At 73.1% G+C, this 18,813-nt stretch carries 20 protein-coding genes and 1 tRNA gene; 14 read left to right on the top strand and 7 right to left on the bottom strand.

Going from position 1 to position 18,813, the window contains the following annotated elements; genetic code table 11:
- Window positions 1-21 precede the first annotated feature (21 nt).
- On the bottom strand, window positions 22-381 hold the full coding sequence (locus ACZ501_RS14590) for a hypothetical protein (RefSeq protein WP_468795365.1): 360 nt from the start codon (window positions 379-381) through the stop codon (window positions 22-24).
- Window positions 382-531: 150 nt separating this feature from the next.
- Here ACZ501_RS14590 and ACZ501_RS14585 point away from each other — a divergent pair, with 150 nt between their 5' ends.
- Together ACZ501_RS14585 and ACZ501_RS14580 are read left to right on the top strand one after the other, a co-directional pair.
- Window positions 532-2,217 (top strand): glycoside hydrolase family 71 protein, encoded by a 1,686-nt coding sequence (locus ACZ501_RS14585; RefSeq protein ID WP_468795362.1) that lies wholly within the window; start codon window positions 532-534, stop codon window positions 2,215-2,217.
- Window positions 2,218-2,477: 260 nt separating this feature from the next.
- A complete protein-coding gene (locus ACZ501_RS14580) occupies window positions 2,478-3,635 on the top strand; it encodes an aminotransferase class V-fold PLP-dependent enzyme (RefSeq protein WP_468795359.1) in 1,158 nt (385 codons plus the stop codon).
- Here the strand turns inward: ACZ501_RS14580 and cobF are convergent.
- Entirely contained in the window at window positions 3,622-4,374 is a 753-nt protein-coding gene (gene cobF / locus ACZ501_RS14575; RefSeq protein ID WP_361606366.1) for a precorrin-6A synthase (deacetylating), read from the bottom strand. The genes ACZ501_RS14580 and cobF overlap by 14 nt on opposite strands.
- An 18-nt stretch (window positions 4,375-4,392) precedes the next feature.
- Here cobF and ACZ501_RS14570 point away from each other — a divergent pair, with 18 nt between their 5' ends.
- Genes ACZ501_RS14570 through ACZ501_RS14555 form a run of 4 tightly spaced genes read left to right on the top strand, consistent with a single transcriptional unit; the run spans window position 4,393 to window position 7,640 of the window.
- Window positions 4,393-5,148 (top strand): (Fe-S)-binding protein, encoded by a 756-nt coding sequence (locus tag ACZ501_RS14570; protein ID WP_468795356.1) that lies wholly within the window; start codon window positions 4,393-4,395, stop codon window positions 5,146-5,148.
- Window positions 5,145-6,623 (top strand): lactate utilization protein B, encoded by a 1,479-nt coding sequence (locus tag ACZ501_RS14565; protein WP_468795353.1) that lies wholly within the window; start codon window positions 5,145-5,147, stop codon window positions 6,621-6,623. The genes ACZ501_RS14570 and ACZ501_RS14565 overlap by 4 nt, the downstream gene beginning before the upstream one ends.
- Window positions 6,620-7,246: a LutC/YkgG family protein gene (locus tag ACZ501_RS14560; RefSeq protein WP_361606357.1), complete on the top strand. Its 627-nt coding sequence runs from the start codon at window positions 6,620-6,622 to the stop codon at window positions 7,244-7,246. The genes ACZ501_RS14565 and ACZ501_RS14560 overlap by 4 nt, the downstream gene beginning before the upstream one ends.
- 4 nt (window positions 7,247-7,250) lie before the next feature.
- The gene (locus ACZ501_RS14555; RefSeq protein ID WP_361606354.1) at window positions 7,251-7,640 is read left to right on the top strand and encodes a VOC family protein; all 390 of its coding nucleotides are present in this window, start codon (window positions 7,251-7,253) and stop codon (window positions 7,638-7,640) included.
- Here the strand turns inward: ACZ501_RS14555 and ACZ501_RS14550 are convergent.
- Window positions 7,637-8,125: a DUF309 domain-containing protein gene (locus ACZ501_RS14550; RefSeq protein WP_468795350.1), complete on the bottom strand. Its 489-nt coding sequence runs from the start codon at window positions 8,123-8,125 to the stop codon at window positions 7,637-7,639. The genes ACZ501_RS14555 and ACZ501_RS14550 overlap by 4 nt on opposite strands.
- A gap of 120 nt (window positions 8,126-8,245) precedes the next feature.
- Here ACZ501_RS14550 and ACZ501_RS14545 point away from each other — a divergent pair.
- Window positions 8,246-8,322, top strand: a tRNA-Pro gene (locus ACZ501_RS14545).
- A gap of 312 nt (window positions 8,323-8,634) precedes the next feature.
- Here the strand turns inward: ACZ501_RS14545 and ACZ501_RS14540 are convergent.
- Together ACZ501_RS14540 and ACZ501_RS14535 are read right to left on the bottom strand one after the other, a co-directional pair.
- Window positions 8,635-9,900, bottom strand: a complete 1,266-nt coding sequence (locus tag ACZ501_RS14540) for a hypothetical protein (RefSeq protein WP_362461052.1) — start codon at window positions 9,898-9,900, stop codon at window positions 8,635-8,637.
- A 218-nt stretch (window positions 9,901-10,118) separates the two neighbouring features.
- Window positions 10,119-11,027 carry a LysR family transcriptional regulator gene (locus tag ACZ501_RS14535; RefSeq protein WP_361606345.1) on the bottom strand — a complete coding sequence of 303 codons (909 nt, stop codon included), beginning with the start codon at window positions 11,025-11,027 and terminating at the stop codon, window positions 10,119-10,121.
- Window positions 11,028-11,289: 262 nt separating this feature from the next.
- Between ACZ501_RS14535 and ACZ501_RS14530 the strand changes: the two genes are divergently transcribed.
- The 5 genes from ACZ501_RS14530 to aspA all read left to right on the top strand — a co-directional run bounded on the left by ACZ501_RS14530 (window position 11,290) and on the right by aspA (window position 16,850).
- Complete coding sequence (locus ACZ501_RS14530) at window positions 11,290-12,084, top strand: gamma-glutamyl-gamma-aminobutyrate hydrolase family protein (RefSeq protein WP_361606342.1); 795 nt, start codon at window positions 11,290-11,292, stop codon at window positions 12,082-12,084.
- Between the two features lie 31 nt (window positions 12,085-12,115).
- Entirely contained in the window at window positions 12,116-12,847 is a 732-nt protein-coding gene (locus ACZ501_RS14525; RefSeq protein WP_468795347.1) for a FadR/GntR family transcriptional regulator, read from the top strand.
- Window positions 12,844-14,283, top strand: coding sequence for an amino acid permease (locus tag ACZ501_RS14520; RefSeq protein ID WP_361606336.1), 1,440 nt, complete (start codon window positions 12,844-12,846; stop codon window positions 14,281-14,283). The genes ACZ501_RS14525 and ACZ501_RS14520 overlap by 4 nt, the downstream gene beginning before the upstream one ends.
- A gap of 84 nt (window positions 14,284-14,367) precedes the next feature.
- Window positions 14,368-15,384, top strand: coding sequence for an asparaginase (locus ACZ501_RS14515; protein WP_361606333.1), 1,017 nt, complete (start codon window positions 14,368-14,370; stop codon window positions 15,382-15,384).
- Between the two features lie 56 nt (window positions 15,385-15,440).
- Window positions 15,441-16,850, top strand: a complete 1,410-nt coding sequence (gene aspA, locus ACZ501_RS14510) for an aspartate ammonia-lyase (protein ID WP_468795344.1) — start codon at window positions 15,441-15,443, stop codon at window positions 16,848-16,850.
- Between the two features lie 186 nt (window positions 16,851-17,036).
- Here the strand turns inward: aspA and ACZ501_RS14505 are convergent, their stop codons facing one another.
- Window positions 17,037-17,198 carry a hypothetical protein gene (locus ACZ501_RS14505; protein WP_468795341.1) on the bottom strand — a complete coding sequence of 54 codons (162 nt, stop codon included), beginning with the start codon at window positions 17,196-17,198 and terminating at the stop codon, window positions 17,037-17,039.
- Window positions 17,199-17,330: 132 nt separating this feature from the next.
- Between ACZ501_RS14505 and ACZ501_RS14500 the strand changes: the two genes are divergently transcribed.
- The gene (locus ACZ501_RS14500) at window positions 17,331-17,486 is read left to right on the top strand and encodes a hydrophobic protein (protein ID WP_362461036.1); all 156 of its coding nucleotides are present in this window, start codon (window positions 17,331-17,333) and stop codon (window positions 17,484-17,486) included.
- Window positions 17,487-17,577: 91 nt separating this feature from the next.
- Here the strand turns inward: ACZ501_RS14500 and ACZ501_RS14495 are convergent, their stop codons facing one another.
- Window positions 17,578-18,129, bottom strand: coding sequence for a type 1 glutamine amidotransferase domain-containing protein (locus ACZ501_RS14495; RefSeq protein ID WP_362461033.1), 552 nt, complete (start codon window positions 18,127-18,129; stop codon window positions 17,578-17,580).
- A gap of 142 nt (window positions 18,130-18,271) precedes the next feature.
- On the opposite strand from ACZ501_RS14495, the gene ACZ501_RS14490 reads away from it, so the two are divergent.
- Window positions 18,272-18,793 carry a flavin reductase family protein gene (locus tag ACZ501_RS14490; protein WP_468795338.1) on the top strand — a complete coding sequence of 174 codons (522 nt, stop codon included), beginning with the start codon at window positions 18,272-18,274 and terminating at the stop codon, window positions 18,791-18,793.
- The last annotated feature ends 20 nt before the right edge of the window (window positions 18,794-18,813 follow it).

Here is an 18,813-nt window from a genome sequence, read left to right as displayed (position 1 = left end):
GCGCCGGGGCGGCGGCAGCCGTCAGAGCCGGTGCACGCGGCCCTGGCCCACGGCGAGCGGGTGCCGCCCGGCCGCCAGGGCGCGCAGGCCGGGAGCCGCCGCGAGCAGCGTCCGAAGCCAGGCCAGCGCCTGCGGGCCGAGCCGGTCGCTGCCGTCCAGGACCAGGAGTATGTCCCGTTCCGCCAGCCAGGAGGCCGCGTCGGCCGCCCCGTACGGCAGGAAGCGCGCGCCCGGTACGCGGCCCAGCGCGGCCACGAGGCCGCGCACCCCGCCGTCCGGGCCGACGGTGACCACCACGGCCCCGTCGCAGAAGTGGGACGAGAGCCGCCGGGCGACCTCCCGCACCAGCAGGCTCCGCGGTGCGGGGAAGCGGCCCGTCACCGTCAGCACCCGGCCCCGCCGGACGGCGGTGAGCAGCCCGGTGTGCGCACCCGTGCCCCCCGGTCGCCGCGAACGGTTGTCCGCAGGGCGCTCATCCGCTCTACTGCTGAACGACCCCGGTCGCGGGGCACGCTCCCGGGAGGGGTCGAGATGACAGAGGACCGGCCGCACAGGCCCCCGTCGCACCGGCGCCCCGCCCGGTTACGCGGCCGCCCGTTCGCCCTGCTGCTCTGCGCCTTCCTCCTCGCCGGCGCCTGCGCCGCCGCCGGCCTCGCCTGGCACCCCTTCACGGCCGCCGCCGGCCAGGACCGGGCCGCACCCGCCCGCGGCCTGCCCCCCTCCGCCGCACCGGGCACCCCGCCCGGCGCCCCCTCCGCCGCGGGCCCGGCCGGAGACGACGGCCGGAGCCAGGGCGGGGTCCCGCCCACCGCGCGCCCCCCGGCCCAGGCCGGCCCCGAGGGGGCGCGCCCCACCGGCACCCTGCCCTTCGACCTGCCCCCGCCGGCCGCGCTGCGCTCCGGCGACGCCGGCCGCAAGCTGGTGTTCGCCCACTACTTCACCCCGTACCCGCTCTCCCTCGACAACGCCCCCGCCGACGCCGACTACTACACCCGCAACTACCTCGACCCCGGCGGCGAGAACGGCAAGCACCGGCGGTACGGAGGCCTGCTCCGCGACCGCCCGCTCCCCGTCCCGCCCCGGGGCGGCGACTGGGAGTACGCCAACCTCCAGCAAGAGGTGCGCACCGCCCGCGCCGCGGGCCTCGACGGCTTCACCCTCGACCTGCTCTCCCTCACCGGGAAGAACCGGGAGCGCGCCGACCTCCTGATGCGGGCGGCCCACGCCGTCGACCCCGGCTTCAAGATCATGCTGATGCCGGACATGACCTCCCTGGACACCGACGACCCGGCCGTGATGGCCGACGCCCTGGCCGCCCTCGGCAGCCATCCGGCCGCGCACCGGCTCGACGACGGCCGGCTCGTCGTCTCCCCGTTCAAGGCCGAGCAGAAGAGCGCCGACTGGTGGCGCCGGGTCCTGGACCTCCTGCGGTCCCGGCACGGCCTGGGCACCGCCTTCGTCCCCCTCTTCCTGGACTCCGACGCGCACAGCGAGGCCTTCGCGCCCATCAGCCACGGGTTCTCCGAGTGGGGCAGCCGCAGCTACGCCGGCCAGGAGGGCGCGGCCGCCGACGTCCGGCGGGCGCACGCCCGGGGCAAGATCTGGATGCAGCCCGTGTCCGTCCAGGACGCCCGCCCCAACCAGGGCGTCTACGACGAGGCCGGCAACACCGCCACCCTGCGCGCCACCTGGACCCACGCCATCGAGGACGGCGCCGACTGGGTGCAGCTGACCACCTGGAACGACTACTCCGAGGGCAGCCAGTTCGCCCCGTCCCTGCACAACGGGTACGCGTACCTCGACCTCAGCTCGTACTACCTGACCCGCTTCAAGACCGGCGCCTGGCCGCGCATCGTCCGCGACACGCTGTACCTCACCTCCCGCACCCAGTTCGCGTACGCCGACCCGACGGGCGACCAGTCGCTGCTGATGTCCTTGCGCGGGGGCAGCGCCGCCGCCCGGGACACCGTGGAGGTGCTCAGCTTCCTGACGGAGCCCGCCGGTGTCCGCACCCGGGTGGGCTCCGCCGCGCGGGAGTACGGGGCGCCCGCAGGAGTCCACGCAGAACTGCTGCCGCTGCGGCCCGGTACCAGCTCGGCGCAGGTGGTGCGCGACGGGAAGGCGTCGGCGCGGGTGGAGCTGCCGTACCCGGTGGTCCGCGGGGTGCCGGTGCAGGACCTCCAGTACTACGCGGCCACCAGCGGCCGCCCGGCGTGACGGCACGCGGACCTGACTGACGGCACCCCCGACGGCAGCACGCCGCACCGGCACCGGGCGCGGGGCGGGGCACGAACCGACCCGGCGGGGGACCGACGGCACCGGGCGCGGCGCGGGCCACGACCCGATCCGGCGGGGGCCAGGCAGGCCAATCTGGTCCAGGCGGCCCTTTCCGTCCCGGGAACGAGACCGCATGCTCACGGCGCGGGCCCACACGGGGCCCGCGACCGACCGACCACCCCCCCCGTCCGGAGGCAACCGTGACCGCGCCGTCCGCCCCTTCCGCCCCGCCCGCCTTCCCCGGCGGCCCCGGCCTCTTCCGGCTCGACCCCGCCGTCGCCCACCTCAACCACGGCTCCTACGGGGCCGTCCCGCTACCGGTCCTGGAAGCGCAGGAGGCGCTGCGCGCGGAGGCACACGCCGACCCCGACGCCTTCTTCCACCAGGTCCCCGCACGCCTGGCCGGAGCCCGCGCCCGGATCGCGGCCCGGCTGGGCACCGACCCGGACGGCCTCGCGTTCATCTCCAACGCCACCGAGGGCGCCAACCTCGCCTTCGCGGCCATCCCCCTGGCCGAGGGCGACGAGGTGCTGGTCACCGACCACGGCTACGGGACCGTCACCGCGGCCGCCGCCCGCCGCGCCCGCGTGACCACCGTGGCCCTGGACCCGCACCTGCCCGACGAGGACGCCGTGCGCGAGACGGTGCTGGCGGCGCTCACGCCCCGCACCAAGGTGGCCCTGCTCGACCACGTCAGCTCGCCCACCGCCCGCCTCGTCGCCGGGCCCCGGCTGCTCGCCGAACTCTCCGCCCGCGGGGTCACCACCGTCGTCGACGGCGCCCACACCCCGGGCATGCTGGCCGAGCCGGTCGCCGCCGGCGCCGACTTCTGGTTCGGGAACCTCCACAAGTGGGGGTACGCGCCCTCCGGCACCGCCCTCCTCACCGTGTCCCCCGCCCACCGGGCCGCGGTCCGCGCCCTCTCCCCGTCCTGGCAGGACCACCAAGGCTTCCCGCGCTCCGTCGAGTTCCGCGCCACCGCCGACTACACCGGCTGGCTGGCCGCCCCCGAGGGGCTCGACCTCATCGAACGGCTCGGCGCCGACGCGGTCCGGTCCCACAACGAAGCCCTCGCCGCCTACGGGGCGGAGCTGCTCGCCGAGATCCCCGGCCTGACCCCGCTCCCGTACACCCCGGGCGTCGCCATGCGCTCCCTGCTGCTGCCGCCCGGCACCGCCGAGACCCAGGAAGCCGCCGCGGCCATGCGCGAGGAACTCGCGGCGAAGCTCCGCATCCGCGTGCTGATCTGGGCCCGGCAGGGCGGCGGCGGCATCCGGGTCTGCGGGCAGATCTACAACCGGGCCGAGGAGTACGAGCGCCTCGCCGCCGCCCTGCCGGCCTACCTCAGGGACGCCTGAGCAGGTAGGTGTCCATGATCCAGCCCTTGCGGGCCCGGGCCTCGGTCCGCAGCTCCTCGATGCGGCCCGCGACGTCCGCCAGCCTGCCCTGGACCAGGATCTCGTCCGGCGTGCCGACGTAGGCACCCCAGTAGATGTAGAGGTCCCGGTCGAGGTGGGCGGTGAAGGCGTGCCGCGCGTCCAGCATCACCACCACGTCGTCCACGTCCTGCGGCCAGCCCTCGGCGAGCCGCCGGCCGGTGGTGATCTGGACCGGCCGCCCGACCCGGTTCAGATTGGTCCGGTGCCTGGCCAGCAGCGCGGACACGCTGCTGATGCCGGGCACCACCTCGTGCTCGAAGGCCACCCGCCCGCGTTCCAGCACCTCTTCGAGGATCGCGAGCGTGGAGTCGTACAGGGAGGGGTCGCCCCACACCAGGAACGCCCCCGTCTCGCCCTCCGCGAGGTCCTCGGCGATGAACCGCTCGAAGATCCCGGCCCGCGCGCTGCGCCAGCCGTCCACGGTCGGGGTGTAGTCGGCCGGGGTGCGGTCCCGGTCCGGGTCGCGGCCCTCCACCAGCCGGTGGCCGGGACGGGCGTGCGCGTCGAGCATCGCCCGGCGCAGACCGGTCAGATCCGACTTCTCCTCCCCCTTCTCCAGGATGAGGAATGCGTCCGCCGCGCCGATCGCCCTGACCGCCTGGAGGGTCAGGTGGTCAGGGTCGCCCGCGCCTATGCCGATGACTGAGAACTTCTTCACCGGGCTATTGTGCCCACCATGCGCGCCGCCCTGTTCGTCACCTGCGTCAACGACGCGCTGTACCCCCGCACGGGCATCGCCGCCGTACGGCTCCTGGAGCGGCTCGGCGTCGAGGTGGAGTTCCCCGCCGCCCAGAGCTGCTGCGGCCAGCCGCAGTACAACACCGGCTACCGCCGCGAGGCCGAACCGCTGCTGCGCCGCACCGCCGAGGCCTTCGCCGGCTTCGACCACGTGGTCACCCCCTCCGGCTCCTGCGCCGCGATGATCCGCGCGCACTACCCGCGCATCGGCCGCGAAGCCGCCCGGGAAGGCCGGGGCAGCCGACTGGCGGACCTCGCGGCGGACCTCGTACCGCGCGTGTACGAGCTGACCGAGTTCCTCGTGGACGTCCTCGGCGTCACCGACGTCGGCGCGTACTTCCCCCACACCGTCACCTACCACCCCTCCTGCCACGGCCTGCGCTCCCTCGGCCTGGGCGAGCGCCCCCGGCGCCTGCTCGACGCCGTCCGGGGGCTGCGCCTGGTCGAGCTGCCGGGCGCCGAGGAGTGCTGCGGCTTCGGCGGCACCTTCGCCGTGAAGAACCCGGACGTGTCCACCGCGATGGGCGTTGACAAGACCGCCGCCGCCCGCGCCACCGGCGCCGACGTGCTGTGCGGAGCCGACAACTCCTGCCTGGCCCACCTCGGCGGCATCCTCCACCGGGCCGGAGCCCCGATGCGCACCCTGCACCTCGCCGAGATCCTGGCCGCCACGGAGGAGGACCCCCTGCCATGAGCGGGACGCACCTGGGCATGCCCGCCTTCCCGCCGTTCCCCGACGCCGCCCGCGAGGCCGTGCGGGACGGCGTCCTGCGCGCCAACCTCCGGCACGCCACCCACACCATCCGCGACAAACGGGCCCGCGCGGTCGCCGAACTCGCCGACTGGGACCGGCTGCGCGCGGCGGGCAAGGCCGTCAAGGACCACACGCTCCGCCACCTCGACCGCTACCTGCTCCAGCTGGAGGCCGCCGTCACCGCGGCCGGCGGCACCGTGCACTGGGCGGCCGACGCCGACGAGGCCAACCGGATCGTCACGGACCTGGTCCGCGCCACCGGAGAGCGGGAGGTCGTCAAGGTCAAGTCCATGGCCACCCAGGAGACCGGCCTCAACGAGGCCCTGGAAGCCGCCGGGATCGCCGCCTACGAGACCGACCTGGCGGAACTCATCGTCCAGCTCGGCCACGACCGCCCCTCGCACATCCTCGTCCCCGCCATCCACCGCAACCGGGGCGAGATCCGCGACGTCTTCCGCTCGCAGATGGGCCGCTGGGGCAGGCCGGCTCCGGACGGCCTCGGCGACGACCCGCGCGAACTCGCCGAAGCCGCCCGCCTCCACCTGCGCGAGAAGTTCCTGCGTGCCCAAGTCGCGGTCTCCGGCGCCAACTTCATGGTCGCCGAGACCGGCACGATGGTCGTCCTGGAATCCGAGGGCAACGGGCGGATGTGCCTGACCCTGCCCGACACCCTCATCTCCGTCGTGGGCATCGAGAAGGTCGTCCCCACCTTCCGCGACCTGGAGATCTTCCTCCAGACCCTGCCGCGCTCCTCCACCGCCGAACGGATGAACCCGTACACCACCATGTGGACCGGCACCCATGAGGGAGACGGCCCCTCCGCCTTCCACCTGGTCCTCCTCGACAACGGCCGCACCGACACCCTCGCCGACGAAACCGGCCGCCAGGCCCTGCGCTGCATCCGCTGCTCCGCCTGCCTGAACGTCTGCCCCGTCTACGAACGCGCCGGAGGCCACGCCTACGGCTCCGTCTACCCGGGTCCCATCGGCGCCGTCCTCAGCCCCCAACTACGCGGCACCGCCAGCGCGATCGACGCCACCCTGCCCTACGCCTCCACCCTCTGCGGGGCCTGCTACGAGGTCTGCCCCGTCGCCATCGACATCCCCGAGGTCCTCGTCCACCTGCGCGAACGCGTGGTCCAGGGCGGCCCGGTGACCCGCGAGGGGGTACGCGTACGGATCCGTCCGGCCCGCGGACACACCGCCGAACGGGCCGCCATGCGCGCCGCCCGCCTCCTCCTCGACCACCCCGGCGCACTCCGCGCCGGGGAGCGCCTGCTGGCGCGCGCCCGCCGGCTGCGCCCGCGCCGGCTGCCGGGACCGGGCCGGGCCTGGACCGACAGCCGAGAACTGCCCGACATCCCGGCGGAATCCTTCCGCGACTGGTGGGCCCGTGAACGGGGGAGCCGACGATGAGCAGCAAGGACCGCATCCTGGCCCGCATCCGCAGGGCCGCCTCCGGCCCGGACCCCGCCGTCCCCCGGGACTACCTCCGCGTCCACGCCACCCGCACCGCGGCCGAGTCGGCCGACCTCCTCGCCGCCCACCTCACGGAGTACCGGGCGAAGGTGCACCGCACGGACGAGGACGGCATCGCGCGGCTGCTGATGCGGCTGCTGGCCGAACACGGGTCCGAGACGGTGCTCGTACCGCCGGCCCTGCCCCCGCACTGGCTGTCCGCGGCCGACGCGACCCGCGTCCACGACCGCGCGGACTCCACCCCGTACGAGCTGGACCGCGTCGACAGCGTGGTCACCGGCTGCGCCCTGGCCGTCGCCGAGACCGGCACCCTCGTCCTCGACGGCGGCCCCGACCAGGGCCGGCGCCGCATCACCCTGATCCCGGACCACCACATCTGCGTGGTCCGCGTTCCCGGCCAGGTCGTGGACTCCGTCCCGCAGGCCCTCGAACGCCTCGACCCCACCCGCCCGCTGACCTGGATCTCCGGCCCCTCGGCCACCAGCGACATCGAACTGGACCGGGTGGAAGGCGTACACGGGCCCCGCACCCTGGAGGTCGTCCTCCTCAGCGCACAATAGCGGCATGCCATCCCACATCGCCCTCACCGCCCTCCTGGTCCGCGACTACGACGAGGCCATCGACTTCTACACCCGCGCGCTCGGCTTCGACCTGGCCGAGGACACCGCCCGCCCCGACGGCTCCCGCTGGGTTGTGGTCCGTCCGCCCGGCGCCAAGGAGTCCGCCCTGCTGCTGGCCCGCGCCAAGGACGAAGCCCAGCGCGCCCGCGTCGGCGACCAGACGGGCGGCCGGGTCGGCTTCTTCCTCTACACCGCCGACTTCGCGGCCGACCACGCCCGGATGACCGCCGAGGGCGTCCGCTTCCTGGAGGAGCCGCGCCACGAGCCGTACGGCTCGGTCGCCGTCTTCGAGGACCTCTACGGCAACCGCTGGGACCTCCTCCAGCCGGCCTAAACCGGCTCCGGCGGCCCCGACAGCCGCGGAGCCTCGGCCGCCGCGTCGACCGGCTCCCCGGCCTCCACCCGGCGGGCCAGCCCGCGGGCCCACGCCGTCAGCGCGGCCAGGTCCATCCCGTACGCGTCCGCGCGCCCGGCCAGGGCGTCGGCCCCGCGCCGCAGCAGCCGCGCCCCGCCCACCGCGTTGCCCCGGGCGGCGTGCGTGAGCCCCACCGCCAGCTGCGCCAGGCCGCGCCACAGGTCGGCGTCCTGCGTGGGCCCGGACTTCCACGCGTCCTCGAACACCTCGTGCGCGTGGAAGGGCATCCCGGCGTCCAGCAGCCCCTGTGCCTGCGCGACCGTCTCGGCCGGAGTGCGCACCACCCCCTCGGGCTGCCGGGGCACGCCCTCGGCCCCGTACGGCAGCGGCCGCCCCAGCCCGTCCCGCGGACGCCCGCTGCGCGCCCGCCCCTCACCGTCCCGGTCCCGGTCCTGTTCCCTCACCCGGCCATCCTCTCTCGTACGCCTTTCGCCGGTGCACACACACCCCTCGGCGTGGGGTAATGTTCTGCATGTGCCCGCCACGAGGGGGAAACCCCAGGTGGGGGGCACGAAGCAGGAAAACGGGACGTGGCGCAGCTTGGTAGCGCACTTGACTGGGGGTCAAGGGGTCGCAGGTTCAAATCCTGTCGTCCCGACCATGCTTTTAGCAGGTCGGAGGCCGTTCTCTCATCCATGGGAGGGCGGCCTTTCGTGCGTCCGGAGCCATGGTGGTCGCCATGTGGTCGCACGTCCGGGCTGCGGCCGGGAGGCCGTGACGCTCAAGGCCGGTGAGGCGGGCGACTGGAGTCGGCGGACAGCCTCGCGGAGCTGTTGGATGTGGTCGCGGGGTGGTCGCAGCCACGGTGTACGGTCCGTTTCGTGGCCGGCCTGCTCGGCTCCGGTCAAGGTGCGGTCGATGGTGTCGACGCCGTCCCGGCGGCACCAGCTCGCCTGTCTTCGCCGCACATGCTTCAGCTTGCGGGTGTGGCCGCCGTCTGTTCGTCGGTCAGGCGGGCCCGCCAGTCGCTGACGCAGTCGTCGGGCATGGACGCCAGGCGGGCGATTTCCCCGTCGCTACGCCCATCGGACCAGGCCAGGATCCGGGTCACGGTGCGGTTCCGTGCCGCGCGGAAGTCCTTGAGCATCTTCTCGAGGCGTTCGACTTCCTCGGCCTCGCGGACGAGCTGCTGGTCGACGGCGGAGCGTTCCTCGGCGCGCAACCGGCGCAGATGGGCGTCCAGGCCCGTCAGGACCAGACCCTCCTCGTGCGCGGAGTTCTGGAACCCTTCGGCCAGGGCCGCCAGCACGCAGTCGGGGACGTCGGCGAGGGTGGCCCCGGGGGGCTTGGCCGCCTCCCAGGTGCCCCGACCCGCCTCTGTCGTCTCCAGCCAGACGCGGGCGTCTGTCGGAACACGGTCGCCGCACGCCTGCGCGCGGTAGGCGTACAGGGCGGCACGGTGGCCGTAGAAAGTGAAACCGTCCTCGATCTGTCGGTCGGCGGCGCGGCACATCCGCCCCGGTACGCCGCCGTAGCCGCTCTCGGGACTGTAGTCGGCGTAGGCATCGAGTTCCGCGTCCGTGGCCAGGCCCCAGGAGGGATCGCACAGACCGGGGTTCATGGCGAGGAACGCGCCGACCTCGACACGCCAGCCAGGGATCGGTGTCGTGCCCAGCCTGGGCCAGCGGAGATCGCCGGAAAGGTCGACGGTGTGTGTCGCGGCCTGCTCGATGTCGTCCCAGGCGGTGGCGGCCTCGGCCGACCACTCCAGTTCGTCGTCCGGTCCGATGCGGTGGATGGAGTCCACGAGCCGCTGCACGGCGGGGAGTATGCGCAGGGCGAGCGCGTGCAGCTCCTCAGCGGTGAAGAAGCGCCAGGAGCAGCCCCGCCGTTCGTCGTGGGTCAGGTGGCCGAGCAGCTGCACCATGACTCCGGGTGCCGGGATGGCCCCGTCGCCGAGCGTCCTGCGGGGGAGGCCGGGGAGCTGGCTGCCGAGGTCTTGGGACGGGGCCCGCCAGTCGATGTCGCCGAACCATACGGCGCCGTCGCGTGCGTCTACTGCCAGCCACTGGTGGTAGCCCGCACCCGGGCCGTAGCGCTGCTCCTGCTGCTCGGCGTGTTCGTCGTGCCATACGTACTCGCCCGGAGGCGGGTCCAGCTCCACGGCCAGGAAGCCGTCCTCGGGGCGGTAGCCGGTGAGGACGCGGGCCGTTCGCGGCGTACTGTCGGCGGCGGTCATGAGGGGTTTCCTCTCGCTGGAACGTCAACCGCCGCAAACGTAGGGGGCCCGTCACACAATAGTTTAACTTTCAGCCACCGCGTCCGATAGTCGGACGTCCCGAGAATCCTGGCGTCACGTGGGGTCTACGCGCGTGCGGCCGCCGCCAAGTTGGCCGTATTTCACGTGCGTTCACGATCCGTCCACCTCCGGCTGCTGACGCCGCCGCGCGGCGCACCTCACGCGAGCGCGGCCAGCGCTTGCGCGGCGAGCATCTGCTCCAGGTCCAGGACGGCGCGCGGGGCGTGCCGGGTGTCGATGCGGACGGCGTAGATGAAGCGCGTCAACTGCGGCTCGGCCAGCGGGCGTGCCACGACCCGGGTGCTGCCGCGGGGCAGCGCCAGTCGCGGCATGACGGCAACGCACAGCCCTGCGGCCACGAAGCCGAGCACGGTGTTGAAGTCGTCCCCCTCGTACTGCAGGCGGGCCTGGAAACCTGGCGTATTGGCCATTTGGGAAAGCAGTTCCAGGCGCAGTGCGGCCTCCGGAGCCGCGATCCACGTCTCGGACGCGAGGCTGGCCAGGTCGATGACCTCCCTGTCGGCCAGGCGGTGGTGTGCCGGGACCACGGCGACCACCGGATCCCGTGCGACCAGCGTCCGGCGCAGCATCCGGGGCGGCGGGACGGGGATGAAGTCGTAGTCGTAGCTGAGGGCCAGGTCCATGTCCCCCCGCTTGAGCCGGTTGTAGCAGGCCTCGGGTTCCAGTTGGCTGAGGCTGACCTGCACGTGGGGGTTGGCCGTGTGGAGTCGGGCCAGCGCTTGCGGAACGATGCTGGTGGCGGCCGAGGCGAAGGCGCCGAGGCGGATCCGTCCGGCCGTACCGGCACGCATGGCGTCGAGTTCCACCGATGCCGTCGCCAACGCGTTGCGGACGCCCTGCTCGGCGTCGAGAAGGACTTCGCCGGCCGGTGTGGCGCGCACGGGCCGGCGCTCCAGCACTCTCAGGCCCGAGCGGCGTTCGAGTTCGGCGATCTGCTGGGAGACCGCGGGCGCGCTGTAGCCGAGCTCGCGTGCGGCGGCGTTGAAGGAGCCGTGCCGCACGACGGCTTCGAGGGTGGCGAGCAGGCGGGGGTCGAGTCCGTGCACGGAGTTAAGGCTCACTTATCTGTCGCGAAGATGTGTTTTCTTGTGATTGCGGATGAACGCCAGCAGGATTCTTGCTCGCGGCAAGAAAAACGCAAGCCCGCGCTCCGGGATCGTGACCGCCCCTCCACCTTGTCGCCGGGGCGCCCTCCGCCAGTGCCCCGTCCGCCTTTTCTGCCGCAGCCCGCCGTGGCCGGGGACGTCCGGCGGGGCGGGTGTGCACCCGGCCGTCGACGACACCCCTCACGCCCTGAAAGGAAGTGGTATGCCCCAGCCACCACTCATCGGACTCACCACCTACCTGGCCGACGCCCGGTGGGGCGAGTGGGACCTGCCCGCCGCAGTGCTGCCCGCGGCCTACGCCGGCTGTCTCCAGGCCGCGGGCGGCCGGGCCGTCCTACTGCCGCCGGACGCCCCGTCGGCGGCGGCCGATGTGGTCGCACGTCTGGACGCGATCGTCCTGACGGGAGGCGAGGACCTGGATCCCGCCCTGTACGGCGCCCGGCCCCACCCGCGTACGGGGCCGCCGGTCCGCGAGCGCGATCGGTGGGAGCAGGCCGTACTGGCCGCCGGTCTCGCCCGCGACATACCCGTGCTCGGAGTGTGCCGGGGTATGCAGCTGATGAACGTACACGCCGGAGGCACCCTCATCCAGCACCTGCCCGACAGGGTGGGCCATGAGGGCCACAACCCCTACCGGGGCCACTTCTGTGCCCACACCGTCACCACCGCGCCGGGGACCCGGATCGGCGCCCTCCTGCCGGGGACCCGCGAGGTCGCCACGCACCATCATCAGGCCGTGGATCGCCTTGGCTCCGGGTTCATCGTGGCAGCCCGTGCGGCGGACGGCACCGTCGAGGCGATCGAGAGCACCCGGCACCGCTTCGCCGTGGGCGTCCAGTGGCATCCGGAGATGGGTGTCGACACGCCGGTGGTGCACGCCCTGGTGGATGCCGCCGGTTCCGCCGCGGACGCCGATCGGGCGGCTTCGGCGGCAGGACGGAAAGTGCGCACGGTGCGAAACTCGCCGGGCCGGACTTTCCCGACACAGGTGTCTTGACACCCTCCGGCGCACCCATCAGGATCACACCGTGAACCTGTCAGACAGCCAGACAGGTGGCCAGGCCCCGCGGCGCGTCAGCGCGATGGAAGCGGTCTTCGGCCACCTGCGCAGCGCCATCGAGCGCGGTGAGTACGTCGTGGGCGACAAGCTCCCCTCCGAAGCCGAGTTGTGCCGGACCCTGGAGGTCAGCCGGCCCGTGCTGCGGGAGGCGCTCCGAGCCCTCCAAGCCCTCGGCCTGACCGCCTCCAAGAGCGGCAGGGGCACGTTCGTCCTGGCGAACACGGTCGAGGACCCCACCTTCGGCGACTACGTCGCCAGCGACCTGCTGGAGGTGCGACGGCACGTCGAGATCCCGGTGGCCGGGTATGCCGCGCTGCGCCGCACCCCGGAGGACCTGGACCATCTGGGCCATCTGCTCGACCGGATGGAGCAGGAGACCGACACCACCGCGTGGGTGGCTATGGACACCGTCTTCCACCTGGCGGTGGCCGAGGCATCCCGCAACCCCGTCTTCCGCCGCGTCATCGAGGAGATCCGCGACGCACTGGCGCGTCAGTCGACCTTCCTCAACGAACTGGGCGGCCGGCGCGAGCAGTCCAACTGCGAGCACCGGGCGATCCTCGAGGCGCTGGCCGACGGTTCCGAGCACGACGCGGTGGAGGCCATGTCCCACCACCTCCTGCGGGTCGAGACGACCCTCACAGAAATCGTGCGCCCCCAGCGCGCGGCCACCTCCACGGAAGGCAGACCCGAGGCGTGAGCGAGCAGTTCCTCAAAGACGAGAAGCGCCCCACGACCCGTCACGTGGACGCCGGGGACACCGGCTACAGCAAGTCCTTGACACCCCGGCACGTCAACATGATCGCCATCGGGGGTGCGATCGGCACCGGGCTCTTCCTCGGCGCGGGCGGACGCCTCGCCGACGCCGGCCCCTCACTGTTCGTCGCCTACGCCGTCTGCGGGATCTTCGCGTTCCTCGTCGTACGCGCGCTCGGCGAGCTCGTCATGTACCGGCCGTCCTCCGGCGCCTTCGTCTCGTACGCCCGGGAGTTCCTCGGGGAGAAGGGCGCGTACACCGCGGGCTGGATGTACTTCCTCAACTGGGCGACCACCGGCATCGCCGACATCACCGCCGTGGCCACCTACACCCATTACTGGCGCATGTTCTCCGACGTCCCGCAGTGGGTGATCGCGCTCATAGCCCTGGCCGTGGTCCTCACCGTGAACCTCATCTCGGTGCGGATCTTCGGCGAACTGGAGTTCTGGTTCGCCATCGTCAAGGTCGGCGCGCTGGTCGTCTTCATGGCCATCGGGATCTTCTTCCTCGTGACCCGGCACCCCATCGACGACGCCGTGCCCGGTCCGTCCCTGATCACCGACAACGGCGGGATCTTCCCCAACGGCCTGCTGCCCATGCTGCTGATCATCCAGGGCGTCGTCTTCGCCTACGCCTCCGTCGAGCTGGTCGGAGTCGCGGCCGGTGAGACCGAGAATCCCGAGGAGATCATGCCGAAGGCGATCAACTCGATCATGTGGCGCGTCGGCCTCTTCTACGTCGGCTCGGTCGTCCTGCTGTCGATGCTGATGCCGTGGAACAGCTACAGCGCCGGCCAGAGCCCGTTCGTGACCGTGCTCTCCCACATCGGCATCCCGGCGGCCGGCGACGTGATGAACCTGGTCGTTCTCACGGCGGCCATGTCCTCGCTCAACTCCGGCCTCTACTCCACCGGCCGCATCCTGCGCTCGATGGCCGTCAACGGCTCCGCCCCGAGCTTCACCGCCCGGCTTAGCCGCACCCAGGTGCCCTACGGCGGGATCCTGCTCACCAGCGGCATGTGCGTCCTCGGCGTCGGGCTCAACTTCGTCGTTCCGGCGGACGCGTTCGAGATCGTGCTCAACCTGGCCGCCATCGGCATCCTCGCCACCTGGGGCATGATCATGCTCTGCCACCTCCTCTTCTGGCGGAAGACCCGTGACGGCGAACTCACCCGCCCCTCCTACCGCCTGCCCGGCTCCCCGTGGACCGAACTCGTGACGCTGGCCTTCCTCGCTTCCGTCCTGGTCCTCATGTTCGCCGACGGAGGGGCCGCACGCACCACCGTGCTGTGCGTGCCGCTGATCGCCGCGGCGCTGGTCGCCGGCTGGTACGCCGTCCGCGGCCGCGTGGCGCACGCCGCCGCCAAGAGCGAGGGCTGAGCCGGACGCCGGTCCGGCCCGCCCCGGGCCGGACCGGCGTCCGCCCCACCGGTCCGCAGCAACCCACCACCGAACGAGGCAGTGATGCGCAGCAGTCTCCTCGCGGACGCGCCCGTGATCCGCGAGCCCCGGCATGCACCGGTCGCCCATGTCACCCGGGGCGGCATGATCGAGGGAGTCCACTACGGCTCCGTCGTCGTCCTCGACCGTGAGGGCGGAGTCCGGTTGGGCATCGGCGACATCGAAGCCGCGTGCTACCCGCGCTCAGCCCTCAAGCCGGTCCAGGCCGTCGCCATGGTGCGGGCCGGGCTGCCGCTCGACGGCGCCCTGCTCTCCCTCTCGATGGGCAGCCACTCCGGCGAGGAGCACCACCTCGCAGGTACCCGGCTGATCCTCGAACTGGCCGGTCTCACCGAGGACGACCTGCGCAATGTCCCCGACCTGCCGTACGCCCCGGCGGTCCGGGACGTCTGGGTGCGCGAGGGCCGCGGGCCTTCCCGGATCGCCCAGAACTGCTCCGGCAAGCACGCGGCGATGCTGTACGTGTGCAAGCTGGCCGGCTGGCCCCTGGAGAGCTACCTCGACCCGGGCCACCCGCTTCAGAGGGCGATCGCCGAGGTCGTCGAGGAACTCACCGGCCGGCACATCGCGAACGTCACCGTCGACGGTTGCGGATCCCCGCTGTTCGCAGTGTCATTGCACGGCCTGGCCCGCGCCGCCGCCCACATCGCCACCGCCGCGCCGGACACCGCCGAGCGCCGGGTCGCGGACGCGCTGCGCCTCCACCCGGAGATGGCGTCCGGCACAGGGCGGGACACGGCCGAACTGATGCGCGCCGTGCCCGGGCTGCTGGCCAAGGACGGCTTCGAGGGCGTCCAGGTCGCCGCACTGCCCGACGGCCGGGCCGTCGCCGTGAAGATCGCCGACGGGGCGGACCGGGCGCGCATCCCGGTGACGGCCGCGGCCCTCGCCCGGGCTGGAGTCGAACCGCGGCTGCTCGCGGGATTCGAGGGCGAGCCGATGACCGGGGGCGGCCGGCCCGTCGGCGGCATCCAGTTGGTGGCAGCGCTGAACCCGCCCAGCGTCCCCGCCACCGCCTGACCCCGTCCCCTTTCACCACCTTGACCCACCCACCTCAGGAAGAGGGCCGCACACCCATGACCGCCGCCACCCGCAGCGAACACGACCTGCTCGGAGACCACGACGTCCCCGCCGACGCCTACTGGGGCGTCCACACCCTGCGCGCCACCGAGAACTTCCCCATCACCGGCACGCCCATCTCCGCCTACCCGCACCTGATCGACGCCCTCGCCGCCGTCAAGGAGGCCGCAGCCCTCGCCAACGAGGAACTCGGCCTGCTGGAGCCCGCGAAGGCGGCCGTGATCGTCGCCGCCTGCCAGGAGATACGCGGCGGCAAGCTCCACGACCAGTTCGTCGTCGATGTCATCCAGGGCGGCGCGGGCACGTCGACCAACATGAACGCCAACGAGGTCATCGCCAACCGGGCTCTGGAGCTGCTGGGCCACGCCAGGGGCGACTACCGGCACCTGCACCCCAACGAGGACGTCAACCTCGGCCAGTCCACCAACGACGTCTACCCGACCGCCGTGCGGATCGCGACCGACTCGGCGGTGCGCGGCCTGCTCGACGCCATGGCCGTCCTGCAGGATGCCTTCGCCCGCAAGGCCGCCGAGTTCCACGACGTGCTGAAGATGGGCCGGACCCAGCTGCAGGACGCCGTACCGATGACCCTCGGGCAGGAGTTCTCCGCCTTCGCCGTCATGCTCGACGAGGACCGCAGCCGGCTCGCGGAGGCCCTCGGACTCATCCACGAGATCAACCTCGGCGCCACCGCCATCGGCACCGGCCTCAACGCCCCGGCCGGATACGCCGAGTCTGCCCGCCGCCACCTCGCCGACATCACCGGCCTGCCCCTGGTCACCGCGGCCGACCTGGTCGAAGCCACCCAGGACTGCGGCGCCTTCGTCCAGATGTCCGGCGTCCTCAAGCGCATCGCCGTCAAGCTGTCCAAGACCTGCAACGACCTGCGCCTGCTGTCCTCCGGGCCGCGCGCCGGACTCGGCGAGATCAACCTGCCGCCGGTGCAGGCGGGCTCCAGCATCATGCCCGGCAAGGTCAACCCGGTGATCCCCGAGGTCGTCAACCAGGTCGCCTTCGAGGTGATCGGCAACGACATCACCATCACCATGGCCGCCGAAGCCGGACAGCTCCAGCTCAACGCCTTCGAGCCGGTCATCCTGCACTCGCTGTCGAAGTCCGTCACCCACCTGCGCGCGGCCTGCCTCACCCTCGCCGAGCGCTGCGTGGCCGGCATCACCGCCAACACCGAGAAGCTGCGGGCCACCGTTGAGAACTCCATCGGCCTGGTGACCGCCCTGAACCCGCACATCGGATACACCGCCGCCACCGACATCGCCAAAGAGGCCCTCGCCACCGGCCGGGGCGTGGCCGAGCTCGTCCTGGAACGAGGTCTGCTGCCGGCCGAGCGGCTCACCGCCCTGCTGCGGCCCGAGGTGATCGCGGGAGCCAGAGCGGCCGGGGCCTGACGAGGGGCTGCGCCGCGGCTCACCGGCCGCGCACCTGGACCGTCCCGCGCCGCGGACTGCCGGCCCCCGGACTGCACCCCGCGATTTCGCGGGTCGCAGCCAGCCACAGACGCTGATCAGGGGCCGCTTCGGAGCAGTCTGAAACGGCCCCTGACCGCTTACGGGGCCGGGCGATGCCGGCGCGCCTCAGTCGGGGGGTTCGGGCAGGGGCTCTTCGGGGTTGCCGTCCGGCGGCTCGGGGGGCTGCTCCGCCGGGTCCTCCGGCTGGGGGTCGCGGGGGACCGGCTCGGGTCCCGACGGGGTCGGGCCGGGGCCGTCCGGCTTCTGGGGCGGGCTGGGATGGGTCACCGCGTGCACCTCTCTTCCGTTGGAGCCGGCCCCTCCCCGCAGCAGGCATGAGGCGGGAATGCCGGGGCAGTCGCTCCTGTGCGCCCGGCTCCCGGGCGCGGCTTTCCGGCCATCCTGCTTCGGAGGTGGGTCATGGTTCCGCTTCTTCTGGTCCTGTTGCTGATTCTGCTGCTCTTCGGCGCCGGTTTCGCCGTGAAGGTGCTCTGGTGGGTCGCGATCGCCGTCCTCGTGCTGTGGCTGGTGGGGTTCGTCGCCCGCGGCAGCGGCGGGCGCTGGTACCGGTGGTAGGACGCCGGACGGCCGTGCCGGGGGCCCGCCGGATGCGGCGGGCCCCCGGGCGTGTCCCGTGCCGTCCGGGTGAACGGGGGCGGCGCGTGTGTCACCCCGCGGACTGCGCGTGCCGGTCGAACTCCCGCAGGAGGGTGGCGCAGAAGACGTCGAGGTCGTCCGGCTTGCGGCTGGTGATCAGCGTCGCCGGCTCCGCCCGGCAGACCTGGACCTGCTCGTCGACCCAGGTGCCGCCCGCGTTGCGGATGTCGGTGGCCAGGCTGGGCCACGAGGTCAGGGTCCGGCCGCGCACGACATCGGCTTCCACCAGGGTCCACGGGGCGTGGCAGATGGCGGCGACCGGCTTGCCCGCGGTGAAGAAGCTCCGGGCGAAGCCGACGGCCCGTTCGTCCATGCGCAGGGCGTCGGGGTTGGCGACGCCGCCGGGCAGCACGAGGGCGTCGAACGCCTCGGACGTGTCCCCGGCCAGCACGTGGTCGACGGTGAAGCGGCCGGCCTTGTCCAGGTGGTCGAAGGCCTGCACCTGTCCGGGTGCGGTCGAGACCAGCTGGGGATTCCAGCCGGCTCCTTCGACGGCCTTCCACGGCTCGGTGAGTTCCACCTCTTCGACGCCTTCGGGCGCGGTCAGAAAGGCGATGCGCACCGAATACACCTCCTTGGCTGGTACAGGTTGTGCGTACCTCCCCCGCCTGCCCGGAGCCCGGCCGCTCAAGCACCCGCGTTCGCGGGCCCAGGGGGAGACGACCGCCGCGCCGCCCGGCGCGGCCCGACACGCGGGAGGCGCCATGGCGGATCTCGACCCCCACCCCGATCCCGACCTCGACCTCGGAGTCCTCACGGAGGCGGTGGACAGCGCGATGTACGTCGTCACGGCCGCCTCGGGCGGCCGCCGGGCCGGCTGCCTGGTCGGCTTCGCCTCGCAGTGCTCGATCGACCCGCCGCGCTTCGTGGTGTGGCTGTCGACGGCGAACCACACGTACGAGGTCGCCCGTACGGCGAGCCACCTCACCGTGCACGTCCTGGACCGCGGGCAGCGGGCCCTGGCGGAGCTCTTCGGCGGCGAGACCGGCGACCGCGTGGACAAGTTCGCCCGTACCGGCTGGCGCCCCGGCCGGGACGGGAGCCCCGTGCTGTCGGACGTGCGGGTGTGGTTCACCGGCCGCATCGAACAGGTCGTCGCGGGCGGTGACCACGTCGGCTTCGTGCTCTGCCCGGTCGAGCTGTCCGCCCCGGGCGGCGGGGGGCGGGCGCCCGGGGCGCTGCGCTTCGGTGACGTCCGTGACGTGGAGGCCGGCCACCCGGCCTGACGCCGCCCCGTTCGCCCCGC

This window comes from Streptomyces sp. NPDC034085 (assembly GCF_055575555.1).
The sequence above is the reverse complement of the archived record's forward strand: the minus strand, read 5'-3'. Positions and strand labels throughout refer to the sequence as shown.

Bases quoted from the DNA above. Each gene is read 5' to 3' on its own strand.
- ACZ501_RS14585 (WP_468795362.1), top strand. From the start codon at position 532: ATGACAGAGGACCGGCCGCACAGGCCCCCGTCGCACCGGCGCCCCGCC.
- ACZ501_RS14570 (WP_468795356.1), top strand. From the start codon at position 4,393: ATGCGCGCCGCCCTGTTCGTCACCTGCGTCAACGACGCGCTGTACCCC.
- ACZ501_RS14565 (WP_468795353.1), top strand. From the start codon at position 5,145: ATGAGCGGGACGCACCTGGGCATGCCCGCCTTCCCGCCGTTCCCCGAC.
- ACZ501_RS14560 (WP_361606357.1), top strand. From the start codon at position 6,620: ATGAGCAGCAAGGACCGCATCCTGGCCCGCATCCGCAGGGCCGCCTCC.
- ACZ501_RS14555 (WP_361606354.1), top strand. From the start codon at position 7,251: ATGCCATCCCACATCGCCCTCACCGCCCTCCTGGTCCGCGACTACGAC.
- ACZ501_RS14540 (WP_362461052.1), bottom strand. From the start codon at position 9,900: ATGACCGCCGCCGACAGTACGCCGCGAACGGCCCGCGTCCTCACCGGC.
- ACZ501_RS14530 (WP_361606342.1), top strand. From the start codon at position 11,290: ATGCCCCAGCCACCACTCATCGGACTCACCACCTACCTGGCCGACGCC.
- ACZ501_RS14515 (WP_361606333.1), top strand. From the start codon at position 14,368: ATGCGCAGCAGTCTCCTCGCGGACGCGCCCGTGATCCGCGAGCCCCGG.
- aspA (WP_468795344.1), top strand. From the start codon at position 15,441: ATGACCGCCGCCACCCGCAGCGAACACGACCTGCTCGGAGACCACGAC.
- ACZ501_RS14500 (WP_362461036.1), top strand. From the start codon at position 17,331: ATGGTTCCGCTTCTTCTGGTCCTGTTGCTGATTCTGCTGCTCTTCGGC.
- ACZ501_RS14490 (WP_468795338.1), top strand. From the start codon at position 18,272: ATGGCGGATCTCGACCCCCACCCCGATCCCGACCTCGACCTCGGAGTC.